The organism is Microbacterium sp. 2FI (genome assembly GCF_005502885.1).
GTDB lineage: Bacteria > Actinomycetota > Actinomycetes > Actinomycetales > Microbacteriaceae > Microbacterium.
In genome coordinates, this window is record NZ_SCMR01000010.1 from 26,196 (window position 1) to 44,317 (window position 18,122).

General features: G+C 70.1%; 13 protein-coding genes. 9 read left to right on the forward strand and 4 right to left on the reverse strand.

Going from position 1 to position 18,122, the window contains the following annotated elements; translation table 11 throughout:
- Positions 1-30 precede the first annotated feature (30 nt).
- Positions 31-4,194: a BTAD domain-containing putative transcriptional regulator gene (locus FFS15_RS09810; protein WP_137844846.1), complete on the reverse strand. Its 4,164-nt coding sequence runs from the start codon at positions 4,192-4,194 to the stop codon at positions 31-33.
- A gap of 261 nt (positions 4,195-4,455) precedes the next feature.
- Between FFS15_RS09810 and FFS15_RS09815 the strand changes: the two genes are divergently transcribed.
- Positions 4,456-4,764 (forward strand): hypothetical protein, encoded by a 309-nt coding sequence (locus tag FFS15_RS09815; RefSeq protein ID WP_137844847.1) that lies wholly within the window; start codon positions 4,456-4,458, stop codon positions 4,762-4,764.
- A 136-nt stretch (positions 4,765-4,900) separates the two neighbouring features.
- Here the strand turns inward: FFS15_RS09815 and FFS15_RS09820 are convergent, their stop codons facing one another.
- Positions 4,901-9,112, reverse strand: a complete 4,212-nt coding sequence (locus FFS15_RS09820; RefSeq protein ID WP_137844848.1) for a BTAD domain-containing putative transcriptional regulator — start codon at positions 9,110-9,112, stop codon at positions 4,901-4,903.
- A gap of 158 nt (positions 9,113-9,270) precedes the next feature.
- Here FFS15_RS09820 and FFS15_RS09825 point away from each other — a divergent pair, with 158 nt between their 5' ends.
- From FFS15_RS09825 to serA, 5 genes are all read left to right on the forward strand, one after another.
- On the forward strand, positions 9,271-9,480 hold the full coding sequence (locus tag FFS15_RS09825; RefSeq protein WP_137844849.1) for a hypothetical protein: 210 nt from the start codon (positions 9,271-9,273) through the stop codon (positions 9,478-9,480).
- A gap of 134 nt (positions 9,481-9,614) precedes the next feature.
- Positions 9,615-9,980 carry a hypothetical protein gene (locus FFS15_RS09830; protein ID WP_137844850.1) on the forward strand — a complete coding sequence of 122 codons (366 nt, stop codon included), beginning with the start codon at positions 9,615-9,617 and terminating at the stop codon, positions 9,978-9,980.
- Positions 9,981-10,059: 79 nt separating this feature from the next.
- On the forward strand, positions 10,060-10,575 hold the full coding sequence (locus tag FFS15_RS09835; RefSeq protein WP_137844851.1) for a DNA polymerase III subunit gamma/tau: 516 nt from the start codon (positions 10,060-10,062) through the stop codon (positions 10,573-10,575).
- Positions 10,572-10,946 carry a bacitracin resistance protein gene (locus FFS15_RS09840; protein ID WP_137844852.1) on the forward strand — a complete coding sequence of 125 codons (375 nt, stop codon included), beginning with the start codon at positions 10,572-10,574 and terminating at the stop codon, positions 10,944-10,946. Before FFS15_RS09835 ends, FFS15_RS09840 begins: the two co-directional genes overlap by 4 nt.
- A gap of 149 nt (positions 10,947-11,095) precedes the next feature.
- Positions 11,096-12,700, forward strand: a complete 1,605-nt coding sequence (gene serA, locus FFS15_RS09845; protein WP_137844853.1) for a phosphoglycerate dehydrogenase — start codon at positions 11,096-11,098, stop codon at positions 12,698-12,700.
- Positions 12,701-12,716: 16 nt separating this feature from the next.
- Here the strand turns inward: serA and FFS15_RS09850 are convergent, their stop codons facing one another.
- The gene (locus FFS15_RS09850) at positions 12,717-13,262 is read right to left on the reverse strand and encodes a TetR/AcrR family transcriptional regulator (protein ID WP_137844854.1); all 546 of its coding nucleotides are present in this window, start codon (positions 13,260-13,262) and stop codon (positions 12,717-12,719) included.
- 118 nt (positions 13,263-13,380) lie between these two features.
- Here FFS15_RS09850 and FFS15_RS09855 point away from each other — a divergent pair, with 118 nt between their 5' ends.
- A complete protein-coding gene (locus tag FFS15_RS09855; RefSeq protein ID WP_249353929.1) occupies positions 13,381-14,907 on the forward strand; it encodes an MFS transporter in 1,527 nt (508 codons plus the stop codon).
- Positions 14,908-15,028: 121 nt separating this feature from the next.
- Here the strand turns inward: FFS15_RS09855 and FFS15_RS09860 are convergent, their stop codons facing one another.
- The gene (locus FFS15_RS09860; RefSeq protein ID WP_137844856.1) at positions 15,029-16,450 is read right to left on the reverse strand and encodes a PLP-dependent aminotransferase family protein; all 1,422 of its coding nucleotides are present in this window, start codon (positions 16,448-16,450) and stop codon (positions 15,029-15,031) included.
- Between the two features lie 103 nt (positions 16,451-16,553).
- Between FFS15_RS09860 and FFS15_RS09865 the strand changes: the two genes are divergently transcribed.
- A complete protein-coding gene (locus tag FFS15_RS09865; protein WP_137844857.1) occupies positions 16,554-16,856 on the forward strand; it encodes a hypothetical protein in 303 nt (100 codons plus the stop codon).
- Positions 16,857-17,038: 182 nt separating this feature from the next.
- Entirely contained in the window at positions 17,039-18,106 is a 1,068-nt protein-coding gene (locus tag FFS15_RS09870; protein ID WP_137844858.1) for a 3-isopropylmalate dehydrogenase, read from the forward strand.
- The last annotated feature ends 16 nt before the right edge of the window (positions 18,107-18,122 follow it).

Sequence of the window (18,122 nt, forward strand, 5' to 3'; positions counted from 1 at the left end):
GGGTGCGTGTCTGCGCGAGCAGGTGCCGGGTCAGCCGAGGATCTCGGCGCACGTGGCGACCTGCTCGTCGCCGAAGTACGTTTCCCACTCCAGCGCTGTGAGCTCGCGTCCCACGATCTCACAGGCGGCTTTCGCTTGATGGTCGGGATCGATATCCCAGACGAGGATGCCGTCGGGGCCGTTGGTGACAAGACGATCGCCGTCGCGCGAGAGCTGAGCTCCTTGTGAGACCTCCGGGCCCGCGGCGTCGATCGTGTCGCCGAGCTTCACCGCGCGCTCGAGCCCGTACAGAGCCGCCCGGTTGTCCCAGCCCACGACGAGCATCGTGCGCCCGTCGTCGCTGACCTGCGCGGACGTGCCGCTGCTGAAGGGCTTGGGGAGCGAATCGATCGGCTCGAGTGTGTCGAGATGACGGCGTGTGAGCGCATCGTCGCCGGCGGTGATGAGTTCGTCGGAGCCGATGATCACGCTCCCTTCAGTGCCGGCGAGGCCGTGAGCGAGCACCTCGCCGGTCTGCTGATTGAACACGGCCATGCGAGTCTCCTGAGTCGCCTCGTCCCAGAACGTGATCGCCGTCCGGGTGCCGTCGATGCTCTCGCTCACGCGGATCATGCTGAACCAGTCCTCGACATCGGGGGCACGGAGGAACGGTCCGATCCGCTCGCCCGTGGCGGGATCGAACGCCACGAAGACCGGCGATCCCTCGGCGAGCGCGAACGCGTGGCGTCCGGGGGGTGCTGCCACCGGGATGATGTTCTCGCCGAGTTCGTCGACGATCTCGTCTGAGAACCACGACCCGGTACCGTCGACGGAGATGAGCGCCGCACCGTCTTCCTCGGACCATCGCTCCACCACATCCGGTGAGATCCACGCCAGCCAGTCCGCCTCGTCGCCGACCGGCTGGTCCGTCTCCAGATTCCAGAGCTGCGCCTTCTCATCGTCGGCAGTGACGGCGAGCGTGCCTTCGCCGTTGAGGCCCCCGACGAGCTTTCGCCCGCGCGCCACCATCCTCGACGCCGGACCGGTGCCGTCCAGGCTCCAGACGAGTGTCTTGGACGCGTCTGCGGCATGAAGGATGAGCGTGTCGTCGCCGTGCGGCGTCATGCGCACCGCTTCGTCGACGAGCGTGGGAAGCTCTCTGCCCGTCGGGAGCCCGGTTTCGAGGTTGAGTTCGGTGACGCTCCCGAGCCGCGAGCAGTAGGCCGTGCCGTACGCCGGCATCGTGGCCACGAACTGGCAGAGGCGCCCCGGCACGTCGGGTGCCGTCCAGAGCACCTCGCCGGAATCGAGGTCGATCCGCGCCGCGCCATCCAAGCCGGCCGAGACCACGCCGCCCGCGCCGTCGGCGATCACGCCCGATGTGCTGAGATCGCCCGGCGTCGGCACCCGCCGCACCTCGGTCGTCGTGGCGGCGTCGTAGAGGATCACCGCCTCCGGCGAACCGACCGCGATGAGCCCATCGGGGAGCACCGCGAGGCCGTCGGAGATGCCGTCTTCACCGACGTGATCCTCGAAGGCTTCGGGGCTGGATGCGCGGACGCTTCCGGTTCGGACGTCGATCGATTGGAGGTCCTGGGTGATCGGGTTGCCGAAGTTCAGTCGCGAACCGTCGTCGCTGAACACCAGGACGAACGTCGTGCGCAGATCCAGCAGCTGGCTTCCGGGCAGCGTTGCCCCGGTCGTGAGGTCGAAGAACACGATGTCGTTGACACAGCACAGGTCCTCGCTCCCGACCTTGACCATGTCGCCCGTCTGCACCGCGCCGACGCGTCCGTCCGGCGACACCGCGACCGATCGCGCCCACCGGGTGGTCGCCGGCGGCAGATCGACGTCGATGGTCCGCATGACGGCTCCGCTGTCGATGTCGAGGACCTGCACCGTCGCACTGTCCTCGGTATCGACCACGACGAGGAGTCCGTTGCCGTCGGGGAGCGGCACGGCCGCGGTACTTGCTTGGTGGACGAACTGCCGCACGAGTCCGCCCGCCCCGGTCATGATCCCGAACAGCGCGCTGCGGACGCGATCGTCGTCGGGCCAGCGGCGGTACGCCTCGGCTGCAAGCAGGGCTGCGACGTCGCGGTCACCGGCGCGCTGCGCGAGCGACGTCGCCACGATCGCCTCGATCCGGGCATCCTCGGCCGCGGTGTCGGCCTGCTGCCGCTGCACGATGGCTGCGGCGGCCGCGATGACGACCGCGACGAGCAGCGCGGCGACGCCGCGGAGCGAGAACTGGAGTGTGCGGTTGCGCGCTCGTTCGCGCGCCGACCGCTCTTCGAGGTCGTGGAGAGCCGATCTCTCCCGAGCCGCGGATGCTTCGAGGAATTCGAGCTCGACCGGGGTGAGGTCGTGGTGGTCGCCGTCGCGGAGGTCTAGCGCGAGGTGCAGTCGCGCGCCGCGGAGCAGATCCTCGTCGCTGCGGCCGTCCGCGACCCAGCCTGCGGCCGCGGACTCGATCACGCGCACGACACGGCTGCGGTCGGCATCCTCGGCGAGCCAATCATCCAGGCGCGGCCAGGCGGTGGCGACCGCCTCGTGCGTCACCATGACCGCTGCGTCGTCGATCGAGACCAGCCGGGCGCGCGCGAGAGCCTCGAGCACGCGGCGGCGCTCGGGATCGGCGAGCATCGTCTCGGATGTCATGCGGCGCCTGGTCGAGGTCCCGTCGTCGCTCCGGTCGATGAGCCGCAGCAGCAGCGACCGGCAGACCGCCTGTTCGGTGGGCTGAAGCGACCGGTACGCGTCCTCGGCCGATTGGGCGATGCTCCCGGCGATGCCGCCTGACGCCTCGTATCCCTCGACCGTGAGTGTGCTGCCCTCGCGGCGGAGCCACGTCTCTCGCAGCGCGTGCGAGAAGTGCGGCAGGGTCGCCGCGCGATCGCCGAGGTCGCGCAGGGCGAGCTCGGTGAGACCGGGCTCGATGCGGAGCCCGGCACGAAGAGCGGGCTGTTCGATCGCCTCACGGAAGCTCTCCGTCGACATCGGTCCGAGCAGATAAATCGAGCGGCCGATCGCATCGCCGATCTCTGGGATCGCACGCAGGCCGTCCAGGCCGTCCGATCGCACCGTGACCAGAAGCGCGCGTCCGTCGTCGAGCAATTCCGCCGCAGCGCCGCCGAAGCGAGCGCGGACGTCTTCACCGTGGCGCAGGATGTCCTCCGCCTGGTCGACGACGACCACTGCCGCACGCGCCCCGGCGTTGCGCAGCGCGGTGGCGGCGTCAGCGCCCGGCACCAGAGTCTCGACGGTGCGGCCGCTCGCGCGGACGCGGGAGACGACTCCGGCGAGCGCCAACGATGACTTGCCGGTCCCGGACGGCCCCGCGATGGTCACGATCGCCCCGGGCCGCAGGCGCTCGATGATCGCGTCGGCATCGGACTCGCGACCGAAGAACAGGTCGGCATCGGCCGCGCTGAACGCTCGCAACCCCGGGTAGGGGCACTCGGCGCTGGGCTCGGCACTGGCCGCCGGTGCGTCGAGGATCGGGTCCTGGCGCAGCATCGCCGTCTCCAGCGCGGTCAGGCGCGCGCCCGGCTCGATCCCGAGCTCTTCGTCGAGGCGCTCGCGAGCCGCGCGCAGGGTCGCCAGGGCCTCTGCCTGCCGGTCGGCCCGGTAGTTCGCGAGGGCCAGGATCGCCCAGCGGTCCTCCCGCAGCGGCTCCTCGCGCACGAGGCGCTCGGCGTCGGGGATCACCGCGCGGTGCTCACCGGCCCGAAGCCTCGCGTCGAGCAGTTCTTCTTCCGCGCACGCGCGGATCTGAGCCAACCGCATCGCCTCCACCACACCCGGCTCCCACGCGGCGACATCCTGCAACGGCGCTCCGCGCCAGAGCGCGAGCGCTCGCCGATACGTGTCGACCGATCGGTCGTGATCGCCGTGGAGTTCGTGCCCGCGGGCGTCGGAGACGAGGCGCTCGAACCGGACAGCGTCGATCGACTCCGGATCGAGGCCGAGGCGATAGTCCGTCGAAACCGTCTCGACGGCGTCCCGTCCCACGCGTGAGCGGATGCGGGCGACGGAGTTGCGGATCTGCTGTGCCCAGGTCGCCGGCGGATTCTCACCCCACCAGGCTTCGGCCAGTTCGGAGGGCGCGAGGGTGCTTCCGCGACGCACGATCAGGGCGGCGAGGATCGCACGTTCGCGCGGCCCGAGGGCCTGCTCGCCGGTGTCCATGGGCCCCAGCACCTTGATGGCCATGAGTGCAGTGTGGAACCCGCCGATATCCACGTCAACACCCCCGGCCGAGAGCGGATATCGATCCGATATCCAATCCGGACACGGCACCGACCCGTGCCGGCGCTCCGGGCTCGGCGCGATCTCGTCGGCCGAAGCCGGATAGCGGGTCGAGAACGGCCGATATCGATCGGGTACAGGCCGACCGTCGCACGGATATCGGCGCGCGGCACCGTGGAATCACCGCCGGACGACAAGCGACCGGCATCCATCAAGGAGAACATCATGAACGCTCGCCCCGAGACCCGCACCGCGGGTCGTCGCGTCGCCACCCGCGTCGCCGCCATCGCCGCCGCAGCCACTCTGCTGGTCGGCCTCACCGCCTGCCAGACCGGCGCTGCCGCCCAGCGTGGGACCACGAACGGTCCCGCACCCCGGCCGGCCGCAGTCGTGCCCGAGGGCATCGACACCTCGCTCTCCGCCGATCGCATCGCCGAGGCCATCGCGCGTCAGCAGGCCGCCTACGCGGAGCGCTTCCGCGGGGTGCCGGCCGATCGCATCGAGGAGATCCTGCAGCGAGAGGCGGCCGAGTAGGCCGCTGTGCAGGACGTGCCGCGGGCAGCGCCCGCGTGGCAACGCAGAACATCCGCCGTCCGGGTCGGTCGCTCCTTCCGACCCGGACGGCGGATGTCTGTGTCCACGGGTCAGCGGGCTGGCTGGGTCGGCTGCGTCAGCTGAGAGCGTCGGCGCAGGTGGGGACCGGCTCGCCGAGTTCTGCGAGATGGGTCGCCCACTCGGCATCCGTCATGTCGCGTCCCGCGATCCGGCAGGCGGCCGCGAAATGATCGTCGGGGTCGAGGCTCCACACGGCCATGCCGCGCCACGTCGGAACGATCAGACTCATGGCGTCCGGCGTGATGACGGCGCCGCCGAAGTTATCCGCCGGCACCAGGTCGGAGTGCGGCCGCAGCGTCGCGACATCGACGACGCCGACGGCGCCGCGACCCCCGCGGGCGATCATCACATCACCGGCTCCGGCGAGCATCGCCGCACCTGCGAGATGCGCGACGGTGCCGGTCACCTCGAGGGTCTCGGGGGAGCGGCGGTACACCTGCACGTTGTCGGCGGTGAAGATGTCTCCGTCGGGCGCGATCCAGGCGGTGTGATCGCGGGCCTCGGTCTCGGCGATCAGTTCGCCCGTCTCGCCGTCGTAGAGGTAGTTGAACACTCGGCCGTCCCATTGGGTCACGAGCACGCGCGAGCCGTCGGACGCCGCAGCGACGTGAAAGGGCGGCGACTCGATGGGCAGCTGCATCGCCGGACCCGTCCATCCGAGCGTCTCCGGGTCGATGCGGCGGACCACCCCCGTCTCGCTGAGCGTGAAGACCTGCTCGGCGACGGACATCGTGTCGTAAGTATCGACCGGCAGCACATCGCGTGTGATGGCACCGGTTGCGACGTCGATGAGGACGGCATCGTCCTCGAACGCCGGTTCGCCGTTCTCGTCCGCGGATCTCCTCACTTCCCATGCCAGCAGCGTGTCCTCGGTCCACCACCGCGGCTCCCACAGCTCGCCCTGCAACGGATCGGCGATGTCGTCGGGGATGCGGAACACCCCTTCATCGGTTGCGAGATCCCAGACGGCATAACTGCGCTGCTCATCGAGGTCGGCCACTGCGGTGGCGCGATTCTCGACGATGAGCCGAGTGGACGACGGATCGAGCTGACCGGTCCGCTGCTGCATCAGCTGTCCGGTCGCGAAGGCTTCCGCGCCGGCGCCGGAGCCGTCTGCGGCGAGGCGGCCAATGACGGGAGCGATCGCACTCATCAGCAGAAGTTCGGCATCGCCGTCGACGAACGCCAGGTCGCCGGGGGCGCTCATCTGGAAGTCGAACGGCTCGGCGACGAGGTCGCCGGTCGACAGCTGCCATTGCTGGACCGTGCCCGATTCATCGCCGCACACGGCGAGGTCGGCGACGCTCGACGCTGCGATGCGCGAGCACTCCCAGTACCGCTCGAAGGAGCGATCCCACATCGTCCGGCCCTCGGCGTCGAAGGCGATCGCGCCGTCGAGGCCGATTGCGAAGACGGCGCCGGATGCTGCGACGGTGAGGGCGCCGTCGACGAAGCCCGGGCGCGAGGCCACGACCCGCAGTTCCTCGAGCGTGTTCGGATCGATCGTGTACAGGCGGCCGTCGTCGATCCCGGCGTAGATCAGTCCATCGGGCCCGAAGGCTGAGGTGCCGACGGCGCGCTGCTGGGTCGAGACGATCTCCTTGCGCAGCGGATGCCGACGGACGAGATCGGTGCCCCGCTCGACGATGACGACCTCTCCCTGACTCGCCCACGTGGCCCAGCGACCGTCGGGGCTGAGCGACAGGCTCTCCGCGAGCGAGTCCTCGACGCTCACCGCAGGACCGACGCGCTGTCCGGTCGCCACGTCGTAGAACAGCATGAGCTCGGAGTCCGGCACACCCTCCTGACGGCCGAAATGCTGGAGGATGCCGATGGTCGAGCCGTCCTCGCTCACGCGGACCCACGGCCGGATCGACTGATCGGATCGGGGGAGGTCGTCGTCGATCGTCCGCACGACCTCGCCGGTCCGGTAATCCCGCACCTCGAGCGTGACGAGTTCGCGCACCGTGGCCACGGTGGTCGTTCCGGGTATCGGCCAGAGCCCCAGGCGCTCCGTAGCGTCGATGATCGGGGTCGAGCCGAGGTAGTGGGCGGCTTCGACAACGCTTCCGAACAGCGCCGAACGCGTGCGCGGGTCGTCGGGCCAGCGGCGGTACGCCTCGGCGGCGACGAGGGCTGCCATGTCGCGGTCGGTCTCGCGCAGCACCGTCGCGCGCGAGGTGAGCGCTTCGATCCGTGCGTCCAGCGCGGCGGCCTGGGCTTCGCTGCTGCGGATCGTGGCCACGCCCCCGAGCGCGAGCGCGACGACCAGCAGTGCGGCGGCCCCGGCGAGGGCGCCGCGGAGCCGCCGGTTCTGACGGCGCTCCGCAGCAGCGCGTCGATCGCTCTCTTCTCGCTCGCCGACCTCCCGCGCCTCCGAGAGGGCGAGGAACTCCGCTTCCCGCGCGGTCAGGTCGGGGTGCGCGGTGTCACGCCAGTCGAGCGTCGCGTGCAGACGTGCACCGCGCAGCAGGGCGTCGTCGGGGCGCCCGTCGGCATCCCAGGACTCGGAGGCGGCGGACAGCGCGGTCATGAGCCGCGCGCCGAGGGCGTCCTCTTCCAGCCAGCCGTCCAGCCTCGGCCAGGCGGTGGCGACCGCCTCGTGGGCGATGATGATCGCGTCACCGTCGGCGGTGACCAGGCGCGCGGCCACCAGGGCGTCGACGATCCGTCGTCGCGCCGGTGATTCCCGCAGCGGACCCGCAGCCACCCGTCGGCGCAGCGTCGTGCCGTCGCCGTCGCGCGCGACGAGCCGCAGGAGCACCGACCGGCAGACTCTCTGATCCTCGACGTCGACGGAGCGGAACACCGTCTCGGCCGACTGGGCGATGGCCCCTGCGATGCCGCCGGAGTCCTCGTACCCCTGCACGGTGAGCGTCGCGCCCTCGCGCCGCACCCAGGTCTCGCGCAGCGCGTGCGACACATACGGGAGGGTCGTCAGACGATCCGCGGCATCGCGCAGCACCACCTCGACCAGACCCGGTTCGAGCCGCAGGCGCGAGCTGCGCGCAGGCTCGGCCACGGCGGCGCGAAGGCCCTCGGGGGTCAGGGGAGCCAGCACGAACACGCCGCGCCCCAGCAGCGGGCCGACCAGCGGCAGGCGGGTCGCGTCGTCGAGGAAGTCGGACCGAATCGTGAGCACGACCGTGCCGCCGTTCGCGAGGAGCTGCGACGCGTGCTCGCAGAATTCCTCGACGGTCCCTTCCGACGCCTGCATGAGCTCTTCGGTCTGGTCGAGGGCGACGATCGTCGCGCCGCGCTCCATCGCGCGCCGCAGGGCGTCGATGCCGTCCTCACCCGGTCGGATGACGGGAATCTCGCGACCACCGCCACGCAGTCGCGGCAGGATGCCCGCGCGCAGCAGCGAGGACTTGCCCGATCCGGAGGGCCCGGCGATCGCGACGATGGCGCCCGGCACGATCCGCTCGAGGAGCGCGTCGATCTCGGCATCCCGTCCGAAGAAGAGGTCGGCGTCCTCGGCGTCGAATGCGCTGAGCCCGGGGTAGGGGCAGTCCGCGTCGACTTCCCACAGCACGACCTCGGGCGCGAGTGTCGGGTCCTGGCGCAGGATCGCGGTCTCGAGTTCGCGCAGGCGATCGCCGACGTCGATGCCGAGGTCGTCCATGAGTCGGCGCCGAGCTTCGCGGATCGTGGCCAGAGCGGCCCCTTGCCGTCCCGAGCGGTAGTTGGCGAGCGCGAGGATCGCCCAGCGGTCCTCGCGGAGCGGATTCTCGCGTGTGAGGCGCTCCGCGTCGGGGATAACGGCGCGATGCATGCCCGCTGCCAGGCGCGATTGGAGGAGCTCCTCCTCAGCACTCGTGCGGATCTCGGTGAGGCGCATCGCTTCGACGACACCCGGGTCCCAGGTCGTCAGATCGGCGTACGGCTGACCCCGCCAGAGCCCGAGCGCCCGCTCGTAGGCGTCGATCGCGCGATCGGCGTCGCCGTGCAGGGCGTGCTGGCGTGCGGTGGAGACCAGTCGCTCGAAGCGCACCGCGTCGATCGCGTCGGGATCGAGTCCAAGCGCATAGAGGCTGCCGCTGGTGATGACGGCGTCGCGGCCGAGGCGCGTGCGGATGCGGGCGACCGAAGTCTTCACCTGCTGCCGCCAGGTCGCCGGCGCCTCGTCGCCCCACAGTGCCTCGGCCAGCTCGCCCGGTTCGATCGAGGTGCCGACGCGCAGGACGAGGGCGCTGAGTACCGACCGCTCGCGCGGACTCAGCTGCGGCGCGCCCACATCCAGCGGGCCCAGCACCCTCACGGTCATGAATGCAGTGTGATGACGCGGGGCGCCGTCGTCAATGCTCGCGTGCCGCGGCGAGTACCGGATGAGTACCGGTCGTGATCGCGACGGATACCGCCCGGGACCACGGTGGTCTCAAGCGGCGGTTCGTCCGCTCACGAGCGAGACCTGCGGAGGGGATCATGGACTACTCGACCAACGTCGGATACACGCTGAGCCGGCAACAGCTGGCAGACCATGCGCGCGAGATCGAGATGCTGCGCCGTGTCGCCGAGCGGCACGCGTTCGAGGCGGCGACGGCACGGGCGTCGGCACCTATGCCCGTGTCGCCGGAGCGTGCGTGGCACCGGCTGCTCGTCCGCGTGCACCTGGTCAGGCCACTTGTGCATTGAAGTCGCATCGGCGAGCGACGGCGCTGCTCCGGTTGCATGGGGCGCCCGACGCGTGGGGTATCACGTGCCGCGTTCCTTTCTCTTCCTATGCGAGGGACCGAGACGCGATCCCCGGGAATGCAAAGGAGCACCCGATGAACACCATCGGATCGGGCTATCGGCGCCCAGTCGGCACGATCGCCATCGTCACCACTCTCGCTGTCCTCGGACTGGGCCTTGCGGGATGCCAGACCACGACCGCCGCGTCATTGACCGTCGAATCGGAGCGTGTCACACGCGATGCTCCGGCGTCGGCGGTGCAGGTCGAGCGCACGGCGCGAGCCGCTCAACAGCGGTACGAAGGTCTCGCCGAGTACTATGCGGAGCTCGCGGGCCGACCGGTCGCGGCGAAGCCCACGGAGTCGTTGCCCATCGTGGCGGATCGGCTCGAGGAGAGGCTCGCCGCGGCGACCGTACCCGACCAGACCCGACGCGTCGTCGCGGATCGCGTGGCCGAATGAGTCGGTCGGCGACGCGCAGAGAGATGAGGGGCTCCCATACGGGAGCCCCTCATGATTTCTCGCCCGGTACGCTGATCGGATGCAGGCCGGACGCGACGACGACGCCCTCACGTGGGACGGTGACGACGACCCCACGCTCGACGTCGGCGTCGCATCGGGGGAGGGCCCCGACCGCCTGCCGGCGGGGTTCACGGCAGTCGGCCGCGGGAGCGAGACGCTCGCTGCGACGACCGACGAAGATGCGCCGCCCGACGCCGGCAGCGTGCCGCGGGACGACGTCTCGGCATCGGCCCCCGAACCCATGGGCAACGCGACGCTGATCACTCTCGGCGTGCTCGGCGGCATCTATGCGCTGTTCACGATCGGGTGGCTCATCGGCGGTCTGCGCCTCCAAGGCAGCGCGCAGTACCTCGTGACCGACGTCATGTACCAGGGGAGTCTCTGGCTCGCCGTGCTCGCGCCCCTGCTGTGGTTCGGCACCGTCTTCCTCCTGACGCGCGCGTCGCGGGCTTGGGTGCGCTTCGCGTGGCTTGCGGCAGGAGTCGTGCTGCTCCTGCCATGGCCGTTCGTGATGATCGGGGCGGTGGGGCAATGACGGATGCGACGACGGATGCCGCGGCCGCTGTGTCCGGCCGTGGGAAGACGCCGACCTGGCTGGTCGCGACGATCGCCGCGCTCGTCGGCCTGTTCTACGCGTACGCGGTGTGGAACGCGATCGGAAACCTCGTCGAGACGCTCCGCGTCTTCGGTGATGCAGGACTCACGCTCAACGCCCTCGGCTGGTTCATCTGGATCTTCGCGGCCCTGTTCCCGCTGATCGTGTGGGCCGCAGCCTTCGCCCTCGGACACCGGCGCGCGCCGCACGAGCTGCTCCTCGTGATGCTGACGGGGCTGGCGCTGGTCGCGGTCTTCTGGCTCAACGTCGTGGCCTATACGACGCTCAACTCGGCATCCTTCCTCGCCTGATCGGCACTGATCCGTCGCCGTCTCACCGCGTCATACGTTCCGGGGGCGGAATGCGGTCGCGGTAGGCTGGCACCGGCCTCGTCCCGATGACGTGCGGCGCGGCATCCGCTCTTTCGCGCTGTCGCGCACCGCCCCCGAAGGATCCATCCGTGACGAAGCCTGTCGTGCTCATCGCCGAAGAACTCTCTCCTGCCACGATCGACGCCCTGGGTCCCGACTTCGACGTGCGCCACGTCGACGGCACCGATCGCCCCGCGCTGCTGTCGGCCCTCGCCGACGCGCATGCGGTGCTCGTGCGGTCGGCGACGAAGATCGACGCCGAGGCGATCGCGGCGGCTCCCGTGCTGAAGGTCGTCGCCCGTGCAGGCGTCGGGCTCGACAACGTCGACATCAAGACGGCGACGACCGCCGGCGTCATGGTCGTCAATGCGCCGACCTCGAACATCATCTCGGCGGCCGAGCTCACGATCGGCCACATCCTGAGCCTCGCGCGCCGCATTCCGGCGGCCCACGCGTCGCTCGCCGGCGGCGCGTGGAAGCGCAGCTCGTACACGGGCACCGAACTCTTCGAGAAGACCGTCGGCATCATCGGCCTGGGCCGCATCGGCGCGCTGATCGCCGCGCGCCTGCAGGCCTTCGACATGCGCGTGGTGGCGTACGACCCGTACGTCACGAGTGCGCGGGCGCAGCAGCTGGGCGTGACCCTGGTGACCCTCGACGAACTGCTCGAGCAGAGCGACTTCGTCACGATCCACATGCCGAAGACCCCCGAGACGACGGGCATGATCGGCACCGAGCAGTTCAAGCTCATGAAGCCGACCGCGGTCGTGGTCAACGTCGCGCGCGGCGGTCTCATCGACGAGGCCGCTCTCCACACCGCCCTCACTACCGGCGAGATCGCCGGTGCCGGTCTCGACGTCTTCACGAGTGAGCCGCCGGTCGACGGCGGCACCGCGCAGGCGCTGCTCGACCTTCCGAACGTCGTGGTCACCCCGCACCTCGGCGCCTCGACCGACGAGGCGCAGGAGAAGGCGGGCGTGTCGGTCGCCAACTCCGTGCGCCTCGCTCTCGGCGGCGACCTCGTCCCCGACGCGGTCAATGTCGCCGGCGGCGTCATCGACCCGTACGTGCGCCCCGGCATCCCGCTCGTCGAGAAGCTCGGCCAGATCTTCGCCGCCCTCGCGCACTCGCCCCTCACGAGCCTCGACGTCGAAGTCCATGGTGAGCTGCAGGCCTACGACGTGAGCGTGCTCAAGCTCGCAGCTCTCAAGGGCCTGTTCACGAACATCGTCAGCGAGACGGTCTCGTACGTCAACGCACCGCTCCTCGCCGAGCAGCGCGGGGTCGTCGTGCGACTGCTGGTGGACGACGACAGCCCCGAGTACCGCAACGTCATCACACTGCGCGGCGCGCTGAGCGACGGCTCGCAGCTGTCGGTATCGGGAACCCTCACCGGCACGAAGCAGATCGAGAAGCTCGTCGGCATCAACGACTACGCCGTCGAGCTGCCGATCGAGACGAACCACATCGTCATGGTCTACACCGACCGGCCCGGCATCGTCGCGGTCTACGGTCAGAAGTTCGGCGAGGCGGGAATCAACATCGCCGGCATGCAGATCGCGCGCCGCTCTGCGGGCGGCCAGGCGCTGTCGGTGCTGACGGTCGACTCGCCGGTCGCAGACGACCTCCTCGACGAGGTGCGCTCGGCGATCCAGGCCGACCTGTTCCGTCAGATCGAGATCACCGAGGCCTGAGCGCCCGGCGTCTGCGTCACGCCCGGATCGCGCCCTCGACGAGCGCGATCAGGGCGTCCATCGCCGCGCCCCGGGGAACCGGGCCCGGGATCGAGCCGCCCGCGAGCGCGTTGTTGAAGTAGAGGCCGTCGCTCACGAGCATCACGAGATCGAGGGCGACGGCATCCTTCGCGTGCGGGCGGATCGCATCCGCCCACTTCTCGCGGATGTCGCGCAACGCATCGGCCGCGGCCGAGCTGCCGCCCTGGGCGAGCCGCGATGTCGCGAGGATCGCCCGGTCGATCGGGTCGTTCTCCATGACGGACGAACGCAGGAAGTAGGCGACCGCGCCCTCGGGAGCCGAGGTCATCGCGGCGACGTCGGCGTCGACGAGCAGGGCGAGCCGGTCGAGTATTCCGGCTTCGAGGGCGTCCTTCGTGCCGAAGTGGTAGAGCAGGCCGCCCTTCGACACACCGGCGCCGCGGGCCGTGGCATCCATCGTCGCCGCTCGCTCGCCCTCGTCGATCAGGATCGTCTCGAATGCGTCGAGCACCTTCTCGCGGGCGAGGGGCGGGCGGCTCATGCGGTCGATCGTAGTCGCGCGGTGACGGTCATTCCTGATACTATACCGGCTGGACGGTTAAGAAACTGAGGATGAGATGACGACCACCATGCCCGCGACCACGAGCACCCTGACCGCGATGGGCCACGAGGCCCCCCGCGTCGGCTGGCGCGGCTGGGCGGCGCTGGTTGTGCTCATGCTGCCGGTGCTGCTCGTCTCGGTCGACAACACGGTGCTGAGCTTCGCGCTGCCGCAGATCGCCCTCGACCTCGAGCCGACCGCCACGCAGCAGCTCTGGATCGTCGACGCCTACCCGCTCGTGCTCGCGAGCCTGCTGGTGACGATGGGCACCCTCGGCGACCGCTTCGGGCGGCGACGGATGCTGCTCATCGGCGCCACCGGATTCGGACTCGTGTCGGCGCTTGCGGCCTTCGCCCCGAGCGCCGAGTGGCTGATCGCCGCACGCGCCGCATTGGGCGTGTTCGGCGCGATGCTCATGCCGTCGACGCTGTCGCTCCTGCGCACGATCTTCCGCAACCGCGACCAGCGCCGCATGGCGATCGCGGTATGGGCGGCGGGGTTCTCGGCCGGCGCGGCGCTCGGACCCGTCGTCGGCGGGCTCCTGCTCGAGCACTTCGCGTGGGGCGCGGTGTTCCTCATGGCGGTGCCCGTGCTCGTGCCCCTGCTGATCCTCGTGCCGATCCTCGTGCCCGAGAGCCGCGACCCGAACCCCGGCCGTTTCGACCCCGTCAGCGTCGCGCTGTCGCTGGCGACGATGGTGCCCATCGTCTACGCGATCAAGGAGTTCGCGGTGCACGGCGCCGAGAACGCGACCCCGCTCGTGCTGGTCCTGGCCGGTCTCGGATTCGGCGTGCTGTTCGTCCGCCGCCAGAACCGGCTCGAGACGCCGATGCTCGACATGGCGCTCTTCCGCCGCTGGAGCTTCACCGGCTCGGTGCTGGTCAACCTGCTGAGCGTCATCGCGCTCGTCGGGTTCCTGTACTTCGTCGCACAGCACCTGCAGCTGATCCTCGGACTCTCGCCCATGCAAGCCGGCCTCGCGCTGGTGCCGGGGCTCGCCATGATGATCGTCGCGGGGATCGGCGTCGTGCCGATCGCCAAGCGAGTGGCGCCGCGCGTCGTCGTGCCGGCAGCCCTCGTGTTCTCGATCGTCGGGTACGTGCTCGTGGCCGTGACCGCGAGCACCGGATCCCTGGCGCTGCTGGTCGTCGCGTTCGTGTCGCTCGGCATCGGGATCGGTGCGGCCGAGACCGTGTCGAACGAGTTGATCCTCGCAAGCGCGCCGTCGTCCAAGGCAGGCGCGGCGAGCGCGGTGTCGGAGACCGCGTACGAGCTCGGCGCCGTGCTCGGCACGACGATCATGGGCGGCATCCTCGCCGCGTTCTACGCGACGCACCTGGTGCTGCCTGCCGGCCTTCCGGCATCCGCCGCGGCCGCTGCGCGCGAGACGCTCGGGGGAGCGGTGGCGGCATCCCACGAGCTTCCCGAGCCGCTCGGTCAGGCGCTTCGGGATGCCGCTGCCCACGCCTTCGATGCGGGCGTCGGGGTCACCGCGCTCATCGGCGCCGGACTCATCGTGGTCGCCGCGGTGATCGCCGCGCTGACGCTCGGCGGCCGTCCGAACCGGGTTCCCGCCGAGCACTGAGCCCTTCTGCCGCCCCGAGTGCACGGCATCCCGTCGAATGCACGGCTTGCCCGCGCAGGGAAGTCGTGCACTCCGCGTGAACCCGTGCACTCGTGGCGTCTACTGAGCCGGCGCGAGCGCGTCAGAGGACGGAGCGACCGGCCTCGCGACCGGGACGCGCCGTCTCGATCATCGCGTCGGCGAGGATCGCGACCGCCCGTTCGATGGCGTCCGGCGTCGCGGTGATCGGCACGCGGATGTTTCGTTCGAACTCGCCGCTCAGCCCGAACCACGGACCTGCGCCGATGAGGAGCCCTCGACGGCGGGCTGCGACCGTGAGCGCTGAGCTCACCGGTGCATCGAACCGGACCCACGCGGCGACACCGCCCTCGACCGGATGCAGGTGCGCGGTCGGCAGGTGCCGGGCAAGCGCGTTCGCGAGCGCATCGCGGGAGGCGCGGTGGATCTCCTGCCGGTACCCGATCACCTCATCGAACCCGTCGAAGAGCTCCGACGTGATCAGCTGATCCATCACGGCTGCACCGAGGTCGAAAGAGAACCGCGCGGCGACGAGCCGATCGATGATGGTGCTCGACGCTCGCACCCAGCCGACGCGGAGGCCACCCCACATGGTCTTGCTGGCCGACCCCACGCTGATCACCGTGTTCCCGTGCGTGTCGTAAACGGCGAGGGGGAGTGTCGCCTCGCTGCGGTCGATGTCGAGCTCCGCCGTGGTCTCGTCCGACACGATCACGGTGCCGTGCCGAGAGGCGACGTCCACGATCGTGGTGCGGACCGCATCCGACATGCTCCGGCTCGTCGGGTTGTGGAAGTCGGGCATGACGTAGGCGAGAGTCGGGAGTGCCCGTTCGACCGTCCCGGCGAACTCGTCCGCGTCCCAGCCCAGGTCGCCATCCACGATCGTCGGCAGCAGTCGCGCACCGGCTGATCGGAAGGCGTCGTTCGAGTGGGGGTACCCGGGGGTCTCGACGATCACCCGATCACCGGGTGCCAGCAGCGTGCGCGCGATCAGCGAGATGGCGCCGGCGCTTCCGCTGGTGACGACGATGTTCTCGGGCGTGGTGGGGACCCCCGACGCGGTGTAGCGATCGGCAAGCGTCTCACGCAGGGCGGGAAGGCCGGACAGCTCATACCCGTCGGTGGTCAGCCGTGCGGGGAGCCAGCGAAGCGCCCGCTCAGCCGCCGCGTGCACTCCGGGTACGGCCGCCGAGGTCGCCCGGCTCAGGTCGAGCATGTCACCAGCCTGCGGAATGGGAAGATCGCCTGTCCGGCCGGGGATGTCGAGCACGCTGCCCGAGCCCTGGCGGCTGCGTACATAGCCGCTGGCGCGCAGTTCGGCGAGCGCGGAGTTCACGGTGGTGCGGCTGATCCCGAGGTGCTCGGCCATCACGCGCTCCGACGGGAGCCGAGCGCCCGCCTTGATGCGTCCGTCGATCACCATCAGGCGGACCCGCTCGGCCAGGGACGTGTAGTCGCTCGATGGCCCCCGCCACTCGCCGAGGAGCGATGTCAGTTGATGGATCGGAATCTGGTGGGACGCCATCTGACCACTTTAGGGTGATTGGACTCTAGAAGGAATACCAATTCGGGAGCACGCTGGGTCCACTGATGGAGAACGAGCAGACACTTGAGAAAGGAGCTTCATCATGTTCCACACCACCACAGCCCCGCGGTACGCACCGGCGATTCTCGCCGTGGTCGTCCTGGTCGGCATCGGATCACTCACGGCATGCCAGACCGGTGCGGCCCGCGACCGTTCAGGTGCGCAATCCACCCGCCCGACGGTGCAGACCGCGCCCATTCCGGCCGAGTACACGGGCATGCAGGCAGATCGAATCGCTGAAGCGATCGAGCGCGAGGCGGCGCGCGCTCGCGAGCTCTCCGAACGATTCTCCGGGGTGCCCGCCGATCGCATCGAACAGCAGCTCGCGAGCGACACGACGCCGTGAGGGCGGCATGCGGGAACGGATGCAGAAGAGGCAGGCGCGAACGGCGCCTGCCTCTTCTGGCGAGGGCAGTCGCGCAGCGTCACTGAAGCAGGAGGGCCTCGCGGCCGCCGGTACGCTGGCTCCAGAGATCGAGAGCGTAGACGGGTGCGGCGGCACGCTGCCGGGCCTGAAAGAGGAGAGCAATGCCGCACGTGCAGGATTCTGGTGTCGTGAAGCTGGCCGTCATCCCCGGTGACGGCATCGGCCCGGAGGTCATCGCCGAGGCCGAGAAGGTTCTCGATGCCGTGACCGAGGGCAGCGGCATCCGCTTCGAGAAGACCCGCCTCTCGCTGGGAGCCGCACGCTTCCTCGAGACCGGCGACACGTTGACGGATGCCGACCTCGACGCGATCGCCGGGCACGACGCGATCCTGCTCGGGGCTGTCGGTGGAGTCCCGGGCGACCCGCGTCTGAAGGACGCCAACATCGAGCGCGGGCTCCTGCTGAAGCTCCGCTTCTCGCTCGACCACTACGTGAACCTGCGCCCGTCGAAGCTGTATCCAGGGGTGCCCGGCCCGCTCGCGGCCCCCGGCGACATCGACTTCGTCGTCGTTCGCGAGGGCACCGAGGGGCCCTACGTCGGCAACGGCGGCTCGATCCGCACGGGCACGCCCCACGAAGTTGCGAACGAGACATCGGTGAACACCGCATACGGCATCGAGCGCGTCGTCCGCTACGCGTTCGATCTCGCGGAGCGCCGGAGCAAGCGCCTCACGCTCGTGCACAAGACGAACGTGCTCGTGCACGCCGGCGGCATGTGGAAGCGGATCGTGGATGCCGTGGCGACGGAGCACCCGGACGTCGTCGTAGACTACGTCCACGTCGACGCGGCCACCATCTATCTGGTCACGAGCCCGGGTCGCTTCGATGTGATCGTCACCGACAACCTCTTCGGAGACATCCTCACGGACCTGGCCGGCGCCGTCACCGGTGGCATCGGCCTCGCTGCTTCGGGCAACATCAACCCCGACGGCGCGTTCCCCTCGATGTTCGAGCCCGTGCACGGTTCGGCGCCCGACATCGCGGGACTTCAGAAGGCCGACCCCACGGCCGCGATCCTCTCCGTCGCCCTGCTCCTCGATCACCTCGGGATGCGGGACGAATCGGCCCGCGTCACCCGCGCGGTCGAGGACGACATCGCCGCCCGGGGCTCCGAGGCCCGTTCCACCGCCGAGATCGGCGACGCGATCGCCGCCCGGCTCCAGGCGTAACCTGGATCCACTCGAT